This is a genomic window from Kitasatospora sp. NPDC058063, from assembly GCF_042885395.1.
In the GTDB taxonomy this organism is placed as follows: Bacteria; Actinomycetota; Actinomycetes; order Streptomycetales; family Streptomycetaceae; genus Kitasatospora; species Kitasatospora lactacystinica.
The window spans coordinates 19,086-38,691 of the sequence record NZ_JBHVSD010000040.1 but is presented as its reverse complement, the minus strand read 5'-3'; the positions used below and the strand labels follow the sequence as shown (position 1 = coordinate 38,691).

Annotated in this window: 17 protein-coding genes, 1 pseudogene and 1 CRISPR repeat array; of the genes and pseudogenes, 12 read left to right on the top strand and 6 right to left on the bottom strand. The window is 72.8% G+C overall.

The genetic code is table 11. The annotated features are described in order from the left end of the window. Nucleotides 1–234: 234 nt before the first annotated feature. Nucleotides 235–879, top strand: a pseudogene (locus ACFVUY_RS40180) (ISKra4 family transposase); the annotation flags it as partial. A 17-nt stretch (nucleotides 880–896) separates the two neighbouring features. Here ACFVUY_RS40180 and cutA read toward each other — a convergent pair. The 3 genes from cutA to ACFVUY_RS40165 all read right to left on the bottom strand — a co-directional run bounded on the left by cutA (nucleotide 897) and on the right by ACFVUY_RS40165 (nucleotide 3,405). Then, the gene (cutA, locus tag ACFVUY_RS40175) at nucleotides 897–1,217 is read right to left on the bottom strand and encodes a divalent-cation tolerance protein CutA (protein WP_380347792.1); all 321 of its coding nucleotides are present in this window, start codon (nucleotides 1,215–1,217) and stop codon (nucleotides 897–899) included. A gap of 158 nt (nucleotides 1,218–1,375) precedes the next feature. After that, the gene (locus ACFVUY_RS40170; protein WP_387736981.1) at nucleotides 1,376–1,513 is read right to left on the bottom strand and encodes a hypothetical protein; all 138 of its coding nucleotides are present in this window, start codon (nucleotides 1,511–1,513) and stop codon (nucleotides 1,376–1,378) included. A gap of 1,049 nt (nucleotides 1,514–2,562) precedes the next feature. Next, the gene (locus tag ACFVUY_RS40165) at nucleotides 2,563–3,405 is read right to left on the bottom strand and encodes a PIN domain-containing protein (RefSeq protein WP_387736980.1); all 843 of its coding nucleotides are present in this window, start codon (nucleotides 3,403–3,405) and stop codon (nucleotides 2,563–2,565) included. Nucleotides 3,406–3,425: 20 nt separating this feature from the next. Between ACFVUY_RS40165 and ACFVUY_RS40160 the strand changes: the two genes are divergently transcribed. The 4 genes from ACFVUY_RS40160 to ACFVUY_RS40145 all read left to right on the top strand — a co-directional run bounded on the left by ACFVUY_RS40160 (nucleotide 3,426) and on the right by ACFVUY_RS40145 (nucleotide 5,599). Further along, a complete protein-coding gene (locus ACFVUY_RS40160; protein ID WP_387736979.1) occupies nucleotides 3,426–3,764 on the top strand; it encodes a hypothetical protein in 339 nt (112 codons plus the stop codon). 140 nt (nucleotides 3,765–3,904) lie between these two features. After that, entirely contained in the window at nucleotides 3,905–4,207 is a 303-nt protein-coding gene (locus tag ACFVUY_RS40155; protein ID WP_387736978.1) for a hypothetical protein, read from the top strand. A 100-nt stretch (nucleotides 4,208–4,307) separates the two neighbouring features. Further along, nucleotides 4,308–4,880 (top strand): DUF4240 domain-containing protein, encoded by a 573-nt coding sequence (locus ACFVUY_RS40150; protein ID WP_387736977.1) that lies wholly within the window; start codon nucleotides 4,308–4,310, stop codon nucleotides 4,878–4,880. Between the two features lie 263 nt (nucleotides 4,881–5,143). Continuing rightward, entirely contained in the window at nucleotides 5,144–5,599 is a 456-nt protein-coding gene (locus ACFVUY_RS40145; RefSeq protein WP_359896551.1) for a hypothetical protein, read from the top strand. A gap of 240 nt (nucleotides 5,600–5,839) precedes the next feature. Then, a CRISPR array of direct repeats spans nucleotides 5,840–6,846; the repeat unit is 28 nt; unit sequence GAGCTATCCCCGCGAGCGCGGGGCCGAC. A gap of 488 nt (nucleotides 6,847–7,334) precedes the next feature. On the opposite strand, the gene ACFVUY_RS40140 is transcribed toward ACFVUY_RS40145, so the two are convergent. The 3 genes from ACFVUY_RS40140 to ACFVUY_RS40130 form a co-directional block, all read right to left on the bottom strand. Beyond that, nucleotides 7,335–8,936, bottom strand: a complete 1,602-nt coding sequence (locus ACFVUY_RS40140; protein WP_387736976.1) for a hypothetical protein — start codon at nucleotides 8,934–8,936, stop codon at nucleotides 7,335–7,337. Continuing rightward, nucleotides 8,933–9,346, bottom strand: a complete 414-nt coding sequence (locus ACFVUY_RS40135) for a hypothetical protein (RefSeq protein ID WP_387736975.1) — start codon at nucleotides 9,344–9,346, stop codon at nucleotides 8,933–8,935. The genes ACFVUY_RS40140 and ACFVUY_RS40135 overlap by 4 nt, the downstream gene beginning before the upstream one ends. Nucleotides 9,347–9,475: 129 nt before the next feature. Then, nucleotides 9,476–10,552, bottom strand: coding sequence for an NlpC/P60 family protein (locus tag ACFVUY_RS40130; protein ID WP_387736974.1), 1,077 nt, complete (start codon nucleotides 10,550–10,552; stop codon nucleotides 9,476–9,478). A 448-nt stretch (nucleotides 10,553–11,000) separates the two neighbouring features. Here ACFVUY_RS40130 and ACFVUY_RS40125 point away from each other — a divergent pair, with 448 nt between their 5' ends. Genes ACFVUY_RS40125 through ACFVUY_RS40095 form a run of 7 tightly spaced genes read left to right on the top strand, consistent with a single transcriptional unit; the run spans nucleotide 11,001 to nucleotide 19,603 of the window. Further along, a complete protein-coding gene (locus ACFVUY_RS40125; protein WP_387736973.1) occupies nucleotides 11,001–11,903 on the top strand; it encodes a hypothetical protein in 903 nt (300 codons plus the stop codon). Further along, nucleotides 11,848–12,204, top strand: coding sequence for a hypothetical protein (locus tag ACFVUY_RS40120; protein ID WP_387736972.1), 357 nt, complete (start codon nucleotides 11,848–11,850; stop codon nucleotides 12,202–12,204). Before ACFVUY_RS40125 ends, ACFVUY_RS40120 begins: the two co-directional genes overlap by 56 nt. Before the next feature lie 3 nt (nucleotides 12,205–12,207). Beyond that, the gene (locus tag ACFVUY_RS40115; RefSeq protein ID WP_387736971.1) at nucleotides 12,208–12,930 is read left to right on the top strand and encodes a hypothetical protein; all 723 of its coding nucleotides are present in this window, start codon (nucleotides 12,208–12,210) and stop codon (nucleotides 12,928–12,930) included. Further along, nucleotides 12,914–14,818 (top strand): hypothetical protein, encoded by a 1,905-nt coding sequence (locus ACFVUY_RS40110; RefSeq protein ID WP_387736970.1) that lies wholly within the window; start codon nucleotides 12,914–12,916, stop codon nucleotides 14,816–14,818. Before ACFVUY_RS40115 ends, ACFVUY_RS40110 begins: the two co-directional genes overlap by 17 nt. Further along, nucleotides 14,815–16,344: an SCO6880 family protein gene (locus ACFVUY_RS40105; protein ID WP_387736969.1), complete on the top strand. Its 1,530-nt coding sequence runs from the start codon at nucleotides 14,815–14,817 to the stop codon at nucleotides 16,342–16,344. Before ACFVUY_RS40110 ends, ACFVUY_RS40105 begins: the two co-directional genes overlap by 4 nt. Beyond that, nucleotides 16,344–17,873, top strand: coding sequence for a type VI secretion protein (locus ACFVUY_RS40100; protein WP_387736968.1), 1,530 nt, complete (start codon nucleotides 16,344–16,346; stop codon nucleotides 17,871–17,873). Before ACFVUY_RS40105 ends, ACFVUY_RS40100 begins: the two co-directional genes overlap by 1 nt. After that, the gene (locus tag ACFVUY_RS40095; RefSeq protein WP_387736967.1) at nucleotides 17,870–19,603 is read left to right on the top strand and encodes a type IV secretory system conjugative DNA transfer family protein; all 1,734 of its coding nucleotides are present in this window, start codon (nucleotides 17,870–17,872) and stop codon (nucleotides 19,601–19,603) included. The genes ACFVUY_RS40100 and ACFVUY_RS40095 overlap by 4 nt, the downstream gene beginning before the upstream one ends. The last annotated feature ends 3 nt before the right edge of the window (nucleotides 19,604–19,606 follow it).

The following is a 19,606-nucleotide window of genomic DNA, read 5'->3' as shown; positions in this document are numbered from 1 at the left end:
GCGGTCAGGAGCAGGGGACGGTGGTCGGAGACGTCCTCATGGCCGGTCAGCACCTCGAACCCCAGGATCGCTTCGGCGGTGTGCGGGTCGGCGTAGGCGTGGTCGATGCGCTGCTCGCCGCCTTGGCCGTCGGCACCAAGTCCGTAGCCGGCGGTCGGGGCGAGCGGTGCCTTGCGGCTGGTGGCGGCCGCGACGCACCGGGCCAGGTCGGTGTAGACCATGGGGTGAGGGCCGGCGGGGCGGGAGCTGTTACGGCAGCTGCTGCAGGACCATCTGGACCTGCACGCGGTGCGGGAGGAAGAAGTGGTCCGTGCCGGTGCCCGGCCGGTCGTGGTGGGGCCGGAGGGGCGGGTGCGGCCATGGCGGGAGACGGGTCTCGCGCGCTGGCTGGCCAGCGTGTTCGGGCTGGTCCGGGTCACCCGCATCGCCCACCGGGGCCGAGGCGCGTGCAACGTCCACCCGGCCGACGCCGCGCTGTCCCTGCCGGCGGGCCGGCACTCGATGGGATTGTGGCTGCTCGCGGTCACCGAAGCCGTACGCGGCTCGTTCGACCAAGCCCAGCAGGCCATCGAGCGCCGCTGCGGAAGGGTTCTGGGCAAACGTCGGCTCGAAGCGCTCGTGGTCGCCGCCGCGGTCAACGTCTACGGCTTCTACCGGGCGAGGATCCCCGTCCCGTGCAACCGCGAGATGTCGCTGGTGGTCCAGGTGGACGGTAAGGGCGTGGTCATGCGGCCCGAACAGCTTGATCAGCAGCTTCGCTCGAAACGAACTGCACCCACCTCGATTAGCTCGGTGTCGGGCAGGTTGCGCAGCCACACCGCCCACTGCCCGGCTCAGTCATCGCCTGCTCGTGCTCTGCCTCACCGCGCTGGCCAGCCGGCGCATCCCCTGCTCGGTCAGCCGGCCGACGTCTCAGCGCTGATCCAGTTCAGGTAGCTCTCGGCGCCGGCCACGACCGGCACCGCGACGACCTCCGGCACGTCGTACGAGTGCTGCTCACCGATGAACGTGCTGAGCGGCCCGGCCAGCTCGGCACGGGTCTTGAAGTCGATCCGCCACTCGTCGCCGGACCGCACCTCGCCCTCCCACCAGTACACCGAGCGGACCGGGTAGACCTGCGCGCACGCGGCCAGCCGCTCGCCGATCACCTTCGCGGCCAGCTCGCGGGCCTTCGTCTCGTCGTCATGGGTCGTCGTCACCACGAGGAAGTCACTCATGGCCCGAGCGTAACCATCCGGATCACGCCCGGGGAACAGCACAGTGCCCGTCCCGGAAGCGTGACGACCCCTTACGCGGCCGCCTTCATGAACGCTACGACGACACCACCACCACAGAAGGAGCAGCACCGTGGCCACCCAGCCCAAAGCCCTGACCGTCAGCTACCCACGCCACCGAGCACCCGCCCGCCATCGAGCCGCTGCTGCTCGACCTCTACGCCGAGATCTACAAGGTCGAGGCCGCCACCGATCCGTTCTTCTCCGTCGAGCGGTTCACCGACCGCCTCCGCCGCCACACCGCCGCCTCCCGCTGGGGCTGTACCCTCGGGGAGGTGGACAGGCAGCTCGTGGGCTACGCCTGCGGCTTCGCCCGCACCGCCGGCTACCAGTGGGACCGGGCTCGTCAGCACCGTGCCGGGCGTGGACCTGGAGGAGCACGATAGCCGCACCTTTGCTTTGTGCGAGGTGATGGTCCGTACGGACTACCGCGGCACCCACTGCCCGCACGCTCCACGAAGAGTTGCTCTCCCACCGCGCCGAGGAACGCTCCAACCTCTTGGTCGACGTGGAACACCCGAAGGTCCGGCCCTCTACGAACGGTGGGGCTACACCGAGATGGGGATCACGCAGCCGTACCCGGACTCCCCCCGCTACGTCTCCATGTGGCGCCCGATCACCCTCTGAGCCAGACGACGCCGGCGGGACGTTCGGCAACGGCTGCTGAGATTCGTCCTGGGGCCGGCTGGGTTCCGTCCCCAGGCGGCTCCGCCGCAGGCCAACCGGGGCGCCGTACCAAAAGCCGATCGGCAGCCGGGTCGGCCCGACGGTCTCCAGCCCGAGGCCACCCGTCGAGGTGCCGGCCGCAGCGCAGCGGGCACCACCAGCGGACCGTCCCGGCCTTGAGGTCTCCGAGCGGGTAGGGAAATCCGGTTGCGGGAGGCACTGCTCCGGCCTGCGGGTCCTGCTGAACAGCGTTCACGCCCCCATCCCAGCCTTGGCGACCAGGTTCCGGGGGCGGCGCACGGCCTCGTCGAGAACGTCCGCCCCACCGGCCGAGGGCGATCTCGATTAGCTCGGCGCCGGGCAGGTTGCGCAGCCACACCGCCCGCTGCCCCGGCTCAGTCATCGCCTGCTCGTGCTACCTCACCGCGCTGGCCAGCCGGCGCATCCCCTGCTCGGTCAGCTCGATCGCGAACGCGCCGTCCACTCCGGACGCGTGGCTCAGAAGTCGTCGCTGGTCATGTGGAGGGTCGTCATCCCTGTGCCCTTCCTGTCCGATTGGGCCGGACAGAATGGCACAGACCGGCTCGCCGTGTGAGCCGGGAGCGGTGGACAGCCGACCCCCTCAGTCCCTTTGCCTGAGCTTCCGGGCGTCGAGGCCGGCGTACCGGGCCCGGGTCGACTGGCCGGTGTCATAGGTGAAGAGCGTCACGGGGGCATCACCGACCATCGGCCGCAGGGCGAGCGTCCGATCCACGATCTCGTCGTCGGGGATCGGGAGCCGGGTGTGCCGCGGCGGGTCAAACATGATCTCTACGGTCACATCGAGGCCCCCGGCTCCTCCCTTCTGCAGGACGGGGAAGGTCTCATCGCCCTTCGGGAACAACCGGTCTATGACGGCCAAGGCGACCCGGGCCCGGCCTCGCACGTCCCCCTTCGAGTGGGTGTCCTTGGTCCGGTCGAGCTCATCAATGACGACCATCGGGATCATCAAGTTGACCGCGCCCTCGGAGAGCCCGGTCAGAGCGACCCAGTCGATCGCATCCAGCTTCTCGGGGTGGTGGATGAACAGGCTGGTGTCGAAGACGGCGTTGAGCGATACGGCAGGCCGGTTCGCGATCGCTTCCTTGAGCGCGTTCACGGCGAGCGCGAGTTCGCGGCTGCGCACGCCCAGTTCGAGCCTGACGAGGCTGTTGGTGAACCGCACCATGTGCGCGGCGCCCAACTCGGTCGCACCGGCCAGCATGTGCTCGTACCGGCGGGTGAAGATCAGCCGGTCGATGTCCGCCTCGCTGATCCGCCCCTCCAGGTGAGAGAACGCGTCGTTCGCCCACTCCAGGTAGGCGAGCACGAGTTGCCCGGCGTCGCCCGAGAAGCCGGTGTACAGGTTGCTGACCTTCGTGTGAACGTGCTCGAGGGCCTGGAGCGCACCCTCACGGTGCGCATCCGGGTGCAAGGTGAGGTACATGTGGGGATGATGCCAGCGCCATGCCGCCACGCCTACCGGGTTTCCGCTGGGCGCGGAGATCGTTGCCGACAAGCAACCGACCGCCCCAGAGCCGGTCGGGCGGTTGGTCAGGAGGGCGGCCGCCCCGGCGGCGCTGGTCCCGTGTCATCGTCACAGAGCCGAGCCAGCCGACGGCTGGCCCGCAGGACAAGGCGCACTCGGTGCGAATTCCCCGGCATAGCTGGGAGGAGGCCCCGAGCGGGATGCTGTCCCGGGGCAGCTACACCGCCAAGTCGACCTTCGTGGACGACGACGGCAAGACGCTCGGGGAGGTTGAGTACGCCTACGACATCACCCCGAACTGGCCGGCCGCCGAGTAGACCGACTGACGCGACTCCTCACTGTCCCTCGCCAAGGGCCGGTACTCGCCCTGCCCTTGGCGAGGCGGCCGGTCGCAGCCTCGTCCGTGGACCGGACCAGTTGGGGCGGTCCGGGCCAGTGGCGGACTGCGGTCGGTACTGTGGTTCCCGACGAGGGGGACAAGTTGTCGCTGGTGAAGAAGGGTTCGCGTCTGATCACCGTCGACGGTGTGGTGTACCGGTGGCGGATGATCGGCAGCGTCCGGTGCTGTGTCCCGTGCAGCAACGGCGTTTCGGATTTCGCGGTCCAACGGGTCGGCCGGAGGAGCGCGGTGCTCGTGGCCGCCACGTCGGCGTTTCCGGTCGTGCCGTCCGCCGTCGAGGCGGGAGTCCGCGCGGCGCTCGGTCAGGGATGGCGATCCATGGAGACCGGACCCGCCTTCTCCCTGGGAGAGTTGGTGTAGGGCCGAGGTGACAGCCCCGGTGCTCGGCGAGTGGTCCGTGGTCTGCGGCCCGTGGCCCGTGGGCGGGGACCTGTCGGAGGGGGCTTCTACGATCCCGGGCATGGACATCGACGCATGGTGGGGCATCATCGGGCAGGCGCGCGCCGCGGTCGGGGACCGGGCCGACGACCGGGATCGGCCCGATGACCCGTTGCCCGGAGCGCTGGTCGACGTACTCGCGGCGCTGGAGCCGGACGACATCATCGACTTCTATGTGAAGCACATCGAGGTGACCGACGCCGCGGAGCGGTATCCGCTGAAGTGGGCCGCCTTCCTGATCGAGGGCAGCGTCTCGGACGACGGTTTCATGGACTTCCGTGACGGGCTGGCCCTGCTCGGACGGGAGACGTTCAGCCGCGCGGTGGCCGATCCCGACTCCCTGGCCGATCTGCCGGTGGTCGTCAGGATGAGCCGCGACGAGGGCGGCTGGATCGGCTTCGAGGCGCTGAGCCTCCCGATCACGGACGCGTACCGGAAGGTCCGGGGCGAGACCGACACGCTCGGGGCGGCGGTGGAGGCCGCGATCAACGGTATGACGCGTCCCGACCGGCCGGGTGGTGGCACCTGGGATCCGGAGGACGACGACGCGATGCGGCGCCACCTTCCCCGACTCGCGGCACTCTTCCTGGACTGACGGGGCGGTTCCCGAGGTGTCGGTTCCCGAGGTTCTCGCCAACTCACCTGTTCTCCCGTGGAGTTGTGCGGCCGGTGGCGGTTCGTTCGGCCCATGACAGGCCATCCAGGCCATTCGGCGACCGGTTGTGGACAGGGCGCGGCCCTCCTGGGGGAATCCGGCACTCCGTTCGTGATGGCCTGCCACACTGCCCGACAAGAGCGATGTGACATGTCACAGTGCTCTCGGCGTCCGCCGGGAGCACCGAATGAGGGAGGAACCCCATGAACCGCTTCTCCGCCGTGCTCGCCGGTGCCGCCGCCCTGGCGGCGCTGACCGGCGCCCAGGCCGCCACCGCCTACGCCGCCACCGCCGCGACCGGTTCCCCGGCCGGACCGGCGGGCACCACCGTCTGCGGCAGCCCGGGCGCGCCGAACTACGTCACGACCAGGGCCTGTATCACCGTCAACGGCAACCAGGTGTACGCGTCCGGGCGCGCCACACCGACCAGCCCGACCTGGCAGGACCAGCAGGTCTCCTTCCGGCTGACCAGCACCGGCATCACCAGCCCGCCGTTCGCCACCGTCACCCCGACCGTCCTGATCCCGGCCGGAGGGGCCGAGGTCGGCGGCATCACGGGCACCGTGCCCTGCGGCACGACGGTGAGCGCCACGTTCAGTGTGGAGCAGCCCGGCTGGTCGCCGTCGACCGCAACCGTGTCGACCGTCGTGACCTGCTGACCGGGGCGTGTGAGGACCGGCCTGACCCGGTCTGACCTGACGTGATCCGTCCGCCTCCTCCTGGGTGACCAGCCGCGATCGGCTCGCCCGGGGGAGGCGGACGGCGGTGCCCGGGACGCTGTCGGTGGCATCGGTCATCGCGGTCCGTAGCGCCTGGTAGGCGATCAGCAGTGCCCAGACTTCCTGTTCGATCCCGGTCGGGGTGCGGGCGCGCAGGACCCGCCCGCCCAGGATCGTGGATTTCCATCCCCGCGAGCGCGGGGCCGACTCCTGGCAGGAGCCGCTCTCATCGCCGGTGCGGGAGCTATCCCCGCGAGCGCGGGGCCGACGTCCTCGTCCTCGTCCGCCCGGTCACTGGTGGGGAGCTATCCCCGCGAGCGCGGGGCCGACTGCGCGGTCGGCGCGATGGTCGCGTGCTTGGTCGAGCTATCCCCGCGAGCGCGGGGCCGACCTGGGTCATCACGACTCCTGCTCGGGCACGTAGGAGCTATCCCCGCGAGCGCGGGGCCGACGCCGACATCCTGAGCTTCTGGGCCGAGGAGGTCGAGGAGCTATCCCCGCGAGCGCGGGGCCGACCTGCCATGTGTGCTGCCTCTCGTCGGCTACAGGGAGCTATCCCCGCGAGCGCGGGGCCGACGTGTACGTGGCTCGCAGTTCCTCGGCAATGGCGGAGCTATCCCCGCGAGCGCGGGGCCGACGCGATGATCCCCGGGAGCGGGCGTCGGGGCTGGGAGCTATCCCCGCGAGCGCGGGGCCGACACCACGCCGCTCTTCCACGGCCCTCCTGAGGGAGAGCTATCCCCGCGAGCGCGGGGCCGACATGTCGTGGCGCCAGAAATCGCGCCCGTACGTCGAGCTATCCCCGCGAGCGCGGGGCCGACCGGCAGGCCGAGCCGTCCCAGCAGATCCGCCAGGAGCTATCCCCGCGAGCGCGGGGCCGACGTGACGATCACCCCCACGAACTCCACGTCCGGGGAGCTATCCCCGCGAGCGCGGGGCCGACATACCAGAAGAACGCGTCACATCGTCAACGCCAGAGCTATCCCCGCGAGCGCGGGACCGACAGCCCGATGTTGATGCCGTTGAACGGGCCGGTGGAGCTATCCCCGCGAGCGCGGGGCCGACATACCAGAAGAACGCGTCACATCGTCAACGCCAGAGCTATCCCCGCGAGCGCGGGACCGACTCCCGGTGGGTGATGGTGACCGTGAGCTGGATGGAGCTATCCCCGCGAGCGCGGGGCCGACACTTCCTGACCTGCGGCGATTGAGCTCAAAGCGCGCCAATCCATTCAGTTCGAATCCGGAGCCCCACGTGTGCGGGGCCAACTCCCCAGCGGCTGTATGTCCCAGCTGCGCCCCGGCGAGACAGCTCTGAACCCTTCGACAGCATCGTACGGGCTGTCATCAGGCATGGGCGTAGGGAACGTGATCGCCAGTGACCGCTTTGACCAGGGCCCGGGACCGAGAGGCTGACGCAGGACGACCTTCAGCTCCCCGATGCCGCCGTCACCAATATCGTCGCCACAAACCGCCACTACGTGCTCCTGCGGACATACGAGGTCGACCCACCGCTCGACCGCGAGCAGCTGACTGTGGATCGGGTCGTCGGCGAAGGCACAGCGCTTGCCGGTGGTCCAGGCTTCGGCGCCGACTGGCGGGGAGGCACCTCGTAGGAATCGTCACCGGTGTCGGCCACGTCGCTTTCTTGGACTCCGCCCGGCGGGTCCAGTAGTTCACAGGCCCAGGCCGCTCCGCCGTGAACGCCGGGTCGGCTGCGGGTTCTGCCCGATGGCGGCGAGCCGGACCGCTGAGCGCCTGAGGGTGATGCGGTCGGCGGCCTGGGCGTCTGGGACGGAGGCGAGCCGGTGCTGGAGGTGCTGGGCGGCGACATCGGCTCCGAGCGCCGAAACCACATTGGCGAGGGCCCGCTCGGCGGCCGCGCTCGCCCGGCCGGCGGACCGGTACTCCTCGGCGAGTTCGGCGCGCCGGTCGGCGGGCAGCGGCCGGGCCGGCAGCCGGTTATGCCCGGGGCCGGAGGCCCGCATCATCAGCCGTCGGGTGTCGGCGAGGCGTTCGGCGAGGACCGCGTGGTCTTCGGCGAGGTGCTGGAGGCGGGCGGAGATCTGGCGCAGGGCGTCGCTCCACACCGGCAGGGCCGCGGCGATGTCGCAGGCCTGACGGGTCGGTCCCCCGTGGCCGTGGGACAGCCGCCAGGCCGGGTCGGCGTAGAGGAGCCGGCCCACCCGGTCGACCAGGGCGTGCGACTCCGCGGTGACGGCGGAGAGGGTGTTGTCGGGAGCGGAGCGCAGGGGGAACCAGCAGGCGCGTACGCGGCGCCAGGCGTGCTCGGCTGTTTCCCAGGCGGTGTCGGCGGCGTGGACGGAGGCGAGGTGGGCGGACACGGTGGCGGGAGCATGGGTGGCGGCGTGGGTGAACAGCAACCTGGTCAGCTGGTAGACGGCGAAGGCGTTGGAGGCTGCTGTGCCCATGGCGGAGGCGGTGTGCGCGTGGGAGTCGTCACCCGCCTGTACGGCGCGCCAGCTGATGTCCGCGAGCCGGTCGGCGGAGGCGGCGGCGCCGGTGCCGAGCTGTGCGGGGGTCTCCATGGTGCGGGGCGGGTCGGGCTGCAGCAGAGCGCGGGGCCGTACGGTGTCGAGCGCCGCGGCGCCGAGCCGGACGTCCGGGTCGGCGGCGAGCGCCCGGACCTCCTGCTGCACCACTCCCAGCTGGTCGACGACCCGGCCGAGGGCACCGATGCGCTCGGTGAAGGACGCGCTGGACGTGGCCGAACCAAGGCGGCCCACCAGGTCCGCGACTGTTCCGGTGAGAGCGAGGACCCTGACCAGGACGGCGGTGCGCAGCTGCGTGCTCTCCAGGGCGAGCCCGTGTCGGGTGAGAGGTCGGCCGTCGGGATCGGTGTGGGTGGCGAGCAGGTCCAGGCCGGTGCGCAGGGCCTGGATGGCATGGGGGACGTACCGGGGTGCCTGGAACGCCTGGAGGGGCGTGAGGGCCGGCGGCTTGCCGTAGGCAGCCCTGAGCTGTCGGGCGGCTTCGACCAGGGCCACGTGCAGCCGGGCCCGGCGGGCACTGTCCGGTGCCGTCGCCGGGCCGGGGCCGGTGGGCGCCCGGTCGGGCAGGGTGTCCACCGGTTCCCAGGCGTACCGGGTCTCCACGGCGAGGAGGAGGTCCAGCAGGTCCGCGACCTGATGGCCGACGGTCCGTCGGTAGAGTTCCGAGCTCCGCTCGATCGGCAGGTAGTCGGTGTCGGTGAGGTAGCTGCCGGCGAGGACGACGAGCTCGCCGAACTCGGCGAACTCGGCGAACTCGGCGCTCACCGGGCGGTCTGCGCCGGGCGGAGCGTGGTGCGCACCGCGGCGGCGGTGTGCCCGAGGAGGCGGACGGCAACCAGGACGGTGTAGACCTCGTCCGGCGTCGCCGCGGTGGCGGCCGCTGCCGAAAGCCGAAGCTCCGCCTGCTCCAGGAATTCGGCGAGCCGCGGACCGTCGGCGAAGGTGAGGTCGGTTTCGGGGTCGTCGCCGTCGTCGGGCTCTGGCAGGAAGCCGCGGAGCTCGATGGCGTGGTTGTAGGTGCCGCAGGCGGCCAGGGTGTCGCCGCCGCTGTCGGTGGTGACGGCCAGGGACCAGAACACGGTCTGGTGGGCGAGGGACCAGGCCGCCGAGAGCGGGCCCTGGATGCCGGGCTCGGCGAGGCGGGCGGCGATGCGGTCGAACCAGGCGGTCGTCATGGCGGACTCCTTCGTCGGTTGTTGTCGTGGCGGTCAGGGTGGCCGATCCGGCCGTCCCCGGGGGCCGATGGTGCGGGTTCCTGTGGATAACCCGGGGTTGTGGGTGGATCCGGTCACCCGGACGGGGGATCAGGTGACAACCCGGCGGACGGCGACGACCTGGTTGGGGCCGCTGCCGGCTGCTCTCCAGGCCTGGTAGCTGCCCGTCCGGATCTGGAGGCCGGTGCGGGGGGCCTCCAGGAGGCGGCCGTCACCGATGTAGAGGGCAACGTGGCCGGGGCGGCCCGGACCGCCGTCCATTCCGGTGGTGAAGACGAGGTCGCCGGGCCGGACGCTGTCCGGGTCGACCGGTTGCCCCTCCTCGACCTGGGTGAACGTCGACCGGCTCAGCCGGATCTCGGCACGGGCGTAGGCCTGCTGGACGAGGCTGGAGCAGTCGCACCGGCGGGAGGGGGTGGCGCCCAGCGGGTCGGTGCAGTCCCCGCCGAAGGTGTACCAGCCGCCGCGTTGGGCCAGGGCCCAGTGGATGGCGGCGGCGGCCTGCGGGTGGGTGCCGGCCGGGACGTCCCACTCCGGGGGGAGGGCGTCATCGGCGTCGGTCGGTGGTCCGGCGGGCGAGGGGGCGGTGAAGTCCGGGACCTCGGCAACGATGGCGGCGACGTACTGCTGGGTTTCCTGGTAGGGCGGGATGCCGTGCGCGGCTTGGACGGCGTGCCAGCCCGCGTTGTAGCCCGCGAGCGCGAGCTGCCACGGGTCGGCGGCGATGCCGGAGTCGCGGGCCTGGCGGATCAGCGAGCACATCATCCGTCCCTGGGCGTCGATCGCGTCGGCCGGATCGAACGGGCTGCTCACCCCGTTGCCGTCGGCGTCCCGGCCCCAGGTGCGCCAGGTGTCCGGGACGAACTGGGCGATGCCCTGGGCGCCCGCCGGACTCTGGGCGTTGGGGTCGAAGCTGCTCTCCCGGTGAAGCTGGGCGGCGAGCCTGGGGGAGGTCAGGCCCTGGTCGCAGGCCCCGGCGGCGCGCTCGATCATCGGACCGTACGGCGTCGGGACGCTGCCCGGCCGAAGCGCGCTGCCGTACGGTCCGTGCCCCGGGGCGCTCGCTGAGGCGGGTACGTCGGTGGCGGCCGCCAGCAGCACCAGGGCGAGCAGTCCGGCGGGTGCGGCGACCGCGCCGCCCGCCAGCAGGATCGTCCGTTTGGGCACAGTCCAGGTCCCCCGATCGTGTGGCACCCGTCGGCGTGTCAGGTACGGACCGGCCGGGCAGGCCGGCGCGGCCGGTGGCGAAGGTGTGCTCCGGGCGCTGCCTGCCGCACCGCCGGAGCCGGCCGACCTGCCGACCGGGCAGGTGCCCGGAGCGGCCGGAGACGAGGACTCGCAGGCGGCGACGCCGCAGGTGGGCCGCTGCCTCGGCGGCCGGCATCACCTCCGGCCGGCCGTCGAGGCAGCGGGGACAGGGCCGCATTCCGGCCCCGGCCCCGAAGTCGGTGGTGTCGTACGGCACCGGCACACCCCTGGTCACGATCCGCTCCAAGTCGATCGCCGAGTGTAAACAGAGCTGGTCGTCACTGTGCTAGACAGTGCGGCTACGGCCAGTGATGGCCCATGAACTGGCATCGCTGGACATCGGTCAGGTGGGAGGGGGTGAACATCGGTGGGCAGGTCCGTGCCCGTGGCCGGGCTGCACGTCGGCGCCCGGCTCGTCGTCCCGGTCCTGGGGGCGGCGGCCGGCAGCGGCCGGAGCACCGTGGCCCTGCTTGCTGCGGCCGGACTGGCCCGGCTCGCCTCGACGGTGGTGCTCGACAGCGCGTCGACCGCGTCGTCGCCGTGGCGCCGCTGGCCACTGGCCGGCGGCGCCGGGCTCGTCTCCGTACCCGTCGACCGACCTCTGGACACCGGTCAGGTCCGCTCCGCCGCCTCGTCCTGCCTCGACGGCCGGGTCCAGGTGCTCACCGACCGCAGGCCATGGTCGGAACCGCCGCTCGCCCTGCCCTCGGCGCCGTCGGCATGGCCGGCACTGGCAGGGGCCGGCGGCTGGCAGGTGAGCGTGGCGGACACGGCGCTGACCGTCGCGGACGACCTCGGTGACGCCGGGGTCCACTCACGCACCGCCCAGTGGATGCTGCTGGAAGGGGCCGTGCCGGTGATCTGCGCGCCGACGTCGCGGGAGGGACTGGAGGCGGCCGCCGTCGCGATCGCCGCAGCCGAGGCCGCGTCCCTTCCGCTTCAGCGGTGCGTGCTGGCACTGGTCGGCATGGCCAACGGGATACCGCGGCAGTGCCGCGCGGTCGCCACCATGCTCGCGCCCCGGGTCGGCACGGTGGTGCGGGTACCGCACTGCCCGGCCTGGCGGTCGCACGCCCTGCGGACCGACCGCCTCAGCCGCCGGTTCGAGGCGGCCGGCACCGGGCTCGCCGACACCCTGATCACCACGGCCGAGAGGTCCTGGGGCCCGCTGCGGGCCCCGGCCGGGACGGCCGCCACCTCGGAGGATCCCTCACATGACGACCTCTATGTCGCTGCTGGCAACCCGGCTGACCGCCCTGCCGCTCAATGACCCCACCACAGCCCCGAACGGGTCGTTCTACGACGTCGGGAAGGGCTTCAAGCCGGAGATCCCGTCCGGGGAGGTCGGCAGCGCGCTCACCACGATCGTCAACTGGACCATGGGCATCTGCCTGGTCCTCGTGGTGGCCGCGCTCTGCGCGTGCGCCGCGATGGACAGCTTCGGGTCCATGTCCGACCGACCCGAGATCAGTGCGCGGGGCAAGGCGGGTATGCCGAAGTGCTTCCGCGGAGCTGTGATCATCGGACTGGCGTGGCCGATCGTCTGGCTCGGCGCGAGCCTGAAGGGCTGACGAGTGGACTCCGTCGAGCTCCGCCGACGCCGGGCCCTGCGCACGCTCGTCACCGGGGCGGCCCTGGCGGCGGCCGCCGTCGCGGGCGCGGTCGCCGTCCTGGTCTGGCAGGCCGAGCCCGAACCACGGGCCGGCACTGCTGCCAGCTCCTCGGCCGCCGCCGCGCCGCCGTCCGCGAGCCCGTCCACGGTGGTGCAGGCGGTGCCGCTGCCCGCGCCCGCCCGGGTCGAGAAGGGCATCCCGATCGGCTACCCCCACACCATGGCCGGTGCCGTTTCCGCGGCCGCTCACTACACCGAGGCCCGCGACCTGCTGAGCCCCGACACGGTGCCCGACCAAATGATGGTGATGGCCCGCAAGGGCGAGGACTTCTTCAAGCTGACCTCGCTGGCGATCGCGGACGCCCGGGACTGGCGACGCCTGCTCGGCCTCCCCGAGGCCGGAGGCAGCACCGGCTCGGACTTCATCGCCTTCCAGGTCCGCGCCTACCAGACCGAGTCGGTGAGCGCCGACGCCGTCGACGTGTGGCTGCTGACCACCCAGACACCCACCGTCGGCGGTATCCAGCACGGCACTGGTGTCTTCGCTGTCGCGGCCCCAGTGGTGTGGGACGGCGACGACTGGAGGCTCACCTCGAAGAAGATGCGGGACACCCCGGTGGTGGCCCAGCCGGGCACAGTGCAGGCCGACGCGGCCGGCTGGAGGCCCGTTGCCTACCAGCACTAACGGCGTGCGGCGCGCGGTGCTCGTCCTGGCACTCGTCCTGGCCGCGCTGGTCGTGCCCGCAGCCGCGTTCGCCGCCGCGCCTCCACCGGTTCCCGTCCCGGGTGCCGCCACCGGAACGCCCTGCCCCGCGCACACCCGGCCCGTCGGGCAGCCCGAGGAGCTGACCGCCACTGGTCTGCAACCGAAGCCGCCGGCCGAACAGATGGACGCGCGCGGCGGCTGTGTACCGCTGGACGAGGACGGCTGCCGGGCCCTCGGATTGAGAGACCACCCGCTCTCGACCTGCGTGTACGCGACCTACAAGCACAAGTACTGCGACGCCGACGTCCTGCCCCTACCCGGGATGGAGGTGTACTGCGAGAACGCCGACAGGGAGATGACCGCCTGGTGCAAGAAGAACCCAGGCGTCGCCCACTGCGAAGCCGAATCCAAGCACAGCCTCGGCGCCGCCCTGAAGAACCCCGGCGCCGCGATCGCCGATGAGGGGACCAGCCGCCTCGCCCGCACCTTCGCCAGTGCGGCGAAGTGGGTGCTCGGGGAGATGGCCAAGACAGTGCTGGAGGGGTCCGTCGTGGACCTGGACGCGGACGGGATCTCGGACACCCTCGCCCTGATGCTCCAGCTGTCCGCCGTCATCGCCACGATCCTGCTGTGCGTGGAGGTCACCCGCACCTGTGTCTCGCACGAGGGCAAGGGGATCGCCACGGCGGTCACGGGCCTGGTCGAGTGGGGGCTGAGCTGCGCGGCCATGTACACCGTCACCCAGACCCTGATCTGGGCCGCCGACGACGTCTCCAACTGGATGATCCGCTCCTCCGGCCTGACCACCGACCGGTTCGTCGCCCGTATCAGCGGCCTGTTCGCCGGGATGGACACCGTCTCCGAGGTCGGTTGGTTGCTGGTGCTGGGCATCGTCGGTTGCCTGGTCGCCGGACTGATGTGGATCGAGTTCATCTTCCGGCACGACGCCCTCGACCTTCTCGTCGTGGCGTTCCCGGTGTCGGCGGCCGGGGCGATCAGCGAGTTCACCCGGCAGTGGGCGCCGACCGCCCGCAAGGCCGTGTACTCGATCGTCATGATCAAGCCGGTCGTCGTGATCACCTTGCTGATCGGGCAGGGCATGGTCGGTGCGGCCACCACCGTCACGGGCGTCGTCGGGGGCCTGCTGGTCGTCGGTGTCGGTGCCGTCGCCTGGCCGGTGACCGCCCGCTTCATGCCGTTCGCCGGCGGGGGTTCCAGCGGAGGGTCGGTCGCGAGCGGCATCATCGGCGCGGTCGGCGGCACCGCGGCCTCGGCGATCTGGGGCCGTGGCGGCGGGGTTCCGTCCGGGAGCGGCGCGGCACCGCCGGGGCCGGCGCTGGCCAGGGCGGTGGAGTCGGACGACGCCGACCGGCGCAGGGCGGACGACGGCCGACGCTCCTCGGCGGGCCGCGCGGTGATGGCCGGGCTGATGGCCGCCCAGGGCGTGAAGGCGGGCACCGAGCTGGCCTCCGGTGGTCTGGACGCGATGGCCGCGCACGCCGGGCTCGGCTCCGGGCGCGACATGGGCGGTTCCGTCAACCTCCCGCCCAGCCGTTCCGGCGAGGCCTCCGCGTCCGCCGGGTCGCCGGGCACTGCGGGGGCCGCAGCCGCTCCCGCGCCCCGTCCGGCCCCCGCCGCCCGGTCTTCGGCCGCGCACTCCGGCACGGCTGCGGCCCCGCCTTTTCCGGCTGCCGGCACGCCGCGACCGCCCCTGGCGCGCACGGCGGGCGCCCCCGCGCCGCCGGCTCCCCCGCATCCCGGTCCGACGAACGTCCCGGCGGACGTCCCGGCGGCCGCCGCCCACCCGACCCCGGCACCGGTCCCGCCCCTGCCGGCCGACCCGCCATCAGGAGGTGAGGGGCCGTGACGTCCCCCGAGGAGCCGGCGACGTACGGCGGCTGGCAGCGCGAGCGCAGCCCGTACCTGGGCGAGCTGAGCCTGAGCGGACTGGTGACGGTCGCCGGCGCGGGCCTGGTCGCGATGCTGCCGGTCTACACCCACGCGTGGGCGGGCGAGATCGTCGCCGTGCCGGTCGCGCTGCTGCTGCTCGCGGCGGTCTACCTGCGGGTGTACGGCCTGACCGCGGCGGAGTGGGCGGTACTCACGGTCCGATTCCAGATTGCTGTCGTCAGGAGGCAGACGATGTTCTTCAGCGGCGCGTTCGCGCCCCGGCGAGCCGACGGGTCGCGGCGCACGGACCTGCCCGGTGTACTGGCCCGCCTGGAGTTCCTGACGGTGCCCACCGGGGCCGGCCGGGAGATCGGCGTCGTCCACGACCCGCTGCAGGGCCACTACTCGGCGATCATGGAGGTGCGCTACCCCGGGATCGCGCTCGCCGACACGGCCCGGGTGAACGCCCGCGTCTCCGGCTGGGGCGGTTTCCTCCGGGGGCACTGCGTCGAGGGTGGGCCGATCGTGCGGATCTCGGTCACCGACCGGTCCGCTCCCGAGGACGGCACCGCGCTGATGGCGTGGACGACCGGCCACCTCGACCGGAGTGCGCCCGCAGCGGCCCACGACCTGGTCACCGCTCTCGCCGCCGAGGCGGCGCCCGCGGCGTCCACCCGCCGTACCTACCTGACCGTCACCCTGGCCGCGTCCCGGGTCCGCCAGGACATCAGGAGCAGCGGCGGCGGCACCCTGGGGGCGACGGCCGTCCTGGTGCGCGAGCTGCTCGCGATGCAGGGCGCGATCGCCGCCGCCGACCTCCAGGTCGTCGCCACGCTGACCGTCGGCCAGATCGTCGAGGTGATCCGCACCGCCTACGACCCGGGCGAGGTGCCCGTGCTCGCCGCCCACACGGCGGCCGCCTGCGCACCCGAGTGGGCCGGCACACCGCCGGGGGTGGACGAGTCGGCGGCCGGCCCCGCCGCGGCCGAGCAGCACTGGAGCCGCTACCGGCACGACAGCGGCGTGTCGGCGAGCTTCGAGGTCTACGGCTGGCCCGAGGGCCGGGTGTACGCGAGTGTGCTGACTCCGCTGATGAGCCCCTCCGGCAATGCCCGGCGGAGTGTCTCGCTCACCTACGAGTGCCTCGGTGCCCGCACCGCCCGGGCCACGCTGAGCCGCGAGCGCACCAAGGCCGACGTCAAGCGCCGGGTGCGCGCACGGGGTGGGCGGATCGAGTCCCTGGACGAGCGCAAGGCGCTGGTCGACACCCAGGACCAGGACCACGCCCGCACGGCGGGCCACGGCATCGCGCGCTTCACCGGCGTGGTCACCGTGACGGTCGACGAGCCCGACGAGCTGCCGCTGGCGACCGCCCGGCTGAAGCGCGACGCGTACACCTCGGGCCTTCGCCTGCGCGAGCTCTACGCCGCGCAGGACTCGGGTTTCGCGGCGACGCTGCCGCTCGGGCTGGGTCTGCCGGTCAAGCGGCGGGCGGTGATCTGATGGGCCGCCTGAGCGACTGGATGCGCCGCGGGGACACCGACCTGCCCTCGATCGGCCTGCCGGAGGTCCTGACGACCGGGCCGGCGCCGGTTCCCGCCCAGCGCGGACGGCGCGCACCGCGGCGCCCGGCCGCCGCACCGCCGACGCCGCTCCTGGGGTGGCCCGGCCCTCACGCCGGAAGGGCCGTACGGGTCGCGGCCCCCGAGGTCCACCGCTGCGACACCCACAACGTCTCCGGCCTCTATCCCTTCGGGGGCGGCTCGGCCCTGCCTCCGGTCGGCGCCTACATCGGCCACGACGTCCTGACCGGCCGGCAGTTCTCCATGCACCCGGGCGCATGGGTCCAGCACAAGATCGTCTCCAACCCCGCCGTCCTGGTCACCGGCACCATGGGAGCCGGGAAGAGCGCGCTCATCAAGGCCCTGTCCACACGGCTGGCGGCGTTCGGCGTGAAGGTCCTCATCGCCGGTGACGTGAAGGGCGAGTACGGGCGGGTGTGCCGCTGGCTGGGGTGCGAGCCGCTGGAGCTCGGCCCCGGGCTGCCCGGGCGCATCAACCCCTTGGACGCCGGCTCGCTCGGCGACGGCCTGGAGCGCGTCACCGACCCGGTGGAGCGGCGCGAGCGCCTCACCGAGATCCACCGGCGCCGCCTGAGCCTGCTGTGCACGCTGCTGGAGCTGCAGATGCGCCGCCCGCTGACGCCGGAGGAGACGGAGGCGATCTCCGCCGCGATCAAGGAGGTCACCGGCCAGCTGAGGGGCACCACCGTCCTGGCCACCCCGACCCTGCGCGCCGTGCACGCCGCCCTGCGCGACCCGAGCACCGAGATGGCGCGCGAGCTGCGGATCCGGGGCGAGGACATCCAGGCCACCCGGGAGGCGACCAGGGCGTCCCGGGCCGCGCTGGCCACCATGCTCGACGGGCACGTCGGCGACCTGTTCAGCACCGCGGAGACCTCCCCCAGCCGCATCGACTGGTCGGCACCGATGGTCAGCATCGACATCTCCCGCACCCGCGCCTACGGCGACGAAACCGTCGCCATGATCATGATGTGCATCTCCAGCTGGACCCAGGCCGCGATCGACCAGCCCGACGGGCCCCAACGCCTGGTCGTCAGGGACGAGCTGTGGCGGGCGCTCCAGGTCGGCGGCGCCACGGTGATCCGCAAGCTGGACAGCGACCTGCGCCTGCACCGGGCCGACGGCGTCTTCGACCTCGCCGCCACCCACCGGCTGTCGGACTTCGAGGCGGTCGGCGCGGCCGGGAGCGAGGCGGCGATGATCGCCCAGCACATGGTCTCCTCGTTCGACACGAAGATCACGATGGCTCAGGACGCCAAGGCCCTGGGGCCGATCCGGGACGCGGTCGGCCTCACCGACCCGCAGGTCGAGCTCATCTCCGGCTGGGGCCGCGCGCACGCCGGCCGCGGCCTGTGGATGCCCGGCCGCTCCGGCGCCTTCCCGGTCCAGCTCCACCTCACCGAGAAGGAGAAGGAGCTGTACCACACGGACGAGCGGATGGCCCTGTGACGAGCGACCAGCGCTCCGAACCGACCTGGGCCGCGACCGTGCTCGGCGCCGCGGTGCTGTGGCTGCTGGCCTCCGGCCTGATCGCCGCCCGGGCCGCTGCCCTGCTCACCGGGCACTCCTGCCGCCCGGTCGGCGGCGCCGGCCTCGCCGCCCTCACCTGGCCGCTGCGCGGCCCGGCCGCGGCCTTCGCCCCGGCACCGCCGGGCTGGCTGTGGTGGCCGCTGCTGGTACTGATCTGGGCCGTCCCGGTCGCGGGCGGGACGTGGCTGTGGATGCGCCGCGGCACCGACCCCGGCGCGGACGGCGCCCGCTGGGGCGGCCGGGCGACCGAACGCCGGCTCCGGGTGCCGGAGGAGCCCGACCGGCGTCGCAACCGCATGGCCTTCGGCCGCAGCAAGGCCCGCCGCAACTGGATCCTCGCCGCCAAGGAGAACATCTCCGCGACCGTGTTCGGCCTGCCCGGCAGCAGCAAGACCACCGGACTGGTGCTGCCGATCGCCGCCGAGTGGTACGGCCCCTGCGTGATGACCACCGTCAAGGCGGCCGACCTCGACGTGGTGTACGCGCGGCGGGCGGCCCTGGGCCCGGTGTACGTCGTCGCCCCGGCCGGCCTGCCCGACCGCCCGACCGCCCGCTGGTCCCCCGTCGACTACTGCGCGGACGCCAAGGCCGCCGACCGGATGGCCACCTGGCTGGCCGACGCCGCCTCCACCGCGGGCGATCCGCGGTCCGGCCCCTGGGTCGACCAGGCCAAGGCCGTCGTCAAGGGCGTGCTGCTGGCCGCCAACCTCGCCGGCGGGGACATCACCACGTTCAGGCGCTGGCTCGCGCTCGCCGAGGACGCCGTGGACGAGGTCCGCGAGGTCCTGGTCGACGGCGGCCACCCCGATGTCGCGGACGACTACGCCGCCGCGTTCGCCCTGCACCCCGACGGCGTCGGGAGCATCAAGTTCACCCTGAGCGTGATCACCAAGGTCTACGCGGACGAGGAGGTCCGGGCCACCGCCGCGGCCAGCGACTTCACCGCCGAGGAGATCCTCGACCGGTGCGGCACCGTCTGCCTGATCGCCAGCGAGGCCGACGGCGAACGCTTCGCGCCGCTGCTGACCGCGATCACCGCGAGCATCGTGCACGCCGCCCAGGCCCGCTACCAGCGCACCGGCCGCCCCCTCGACCCCGCGCTCGGCCTCGTCATCGACGAGGCCGGCAACTGCTTCCGCTACAAGGCCCTGCCGAGACTGCTGACCGTCGGACGCGGCATCGGCATCGTCGCCCTGACCGTGTGGCACGACCTCAGCCAGCTGATCGGCGTACTCGGCCGGGAGGCCGCCAACACCGTCATGAACGCGAGCGGCCTGCGCATGCTGCTGCCCGGCAACGCCGACCCGGAGACGCTGCGGGCCTTCACCAACCTCCTCGGCCGGGCCCTGGTGACGAGGAGGTCGACCAGTAGGGGAGGCGGTGGCGCGTCCACCTCCGAGCAGCTGGTCGAGACCGACCTCGCGCCCACCCACGTGCTGCGGGAACTGCCCGACTTCACCGCGATCGCCGTCTACGGCAACCAGCGCCCGCTGCGGGTGAAGCTGCGCCGCACCTACGCCGACCCGGACCTGATCGGGCTCCTGGCCGAGAAACCCGAACGGACGGCCGCGGCGGGCCCCGCGCCGGTGGTCCCGCCGCGGCCGCAGCATTCACCCACGACACCCCCGGTCCCGCTGACCAAGTCCTGAGGA

Bases quoted from the DNA above. Each gene is read 5' to 3' on its own strand.
- ACFVUY_RS40165 (WP_387736980.1), bottom strand. From the start codon at position 3,405: ATGTACCTCACCTTGCACCCGGATGCGCACCGTGAGGGTGCGCTCCAG.
- cutA (WP_380347792.1), bottom strand. From the start codon at position 1,217: ATGAGTGACTTCCTCGTGGTGACGACGACCCATGACGACGAGACGAAG.
- ACFVUY_RS40160 (WP_387736979.1), top strand. From the start codon at position 3,426: ATGCCGCCACGCCTACCGGGTTTCCGCTGGGCGCGGAGATCGTTGCCG.
- ACFVUY_RS40145 (WP_359896551.1), top strand. From the start codon at position 5,144: ATGAACCGCTTCTCCGCCGTGCTCGCCGGTGCCGCCGCCCTGGCGGCG.
- ACFVUY_RS40100 (WP_387736968.1), top strand. From the start codon at position 16,344: ATGGGCCGCCTGAGCGACTGGATGCGCCGCGGGGACACCGACCTGCCC.
- ACFVUY_RS40120 (WP_387736972.1), top strand. From the start codon at position 11,848: ATGACGACCTCTATGTCGCTGCTGGCAACCCGGCTGACCGCCCTGCCG.
- ACFVUY_RS40150 (WP_387736977.1), top strand. From the start codon at position 4,308: ATGGACATCGACGCATGGTGGGGCATCATCGGGCAGGCGCGCGCCGCG.
- ACFVUY_RS40135 (WP_387736975.1), bottom strand. From the start codon at position 9,346: ATGACGACCGCCTGGTTCGACCGCATCGCCGCCCGCCTCGCCGAGCCC.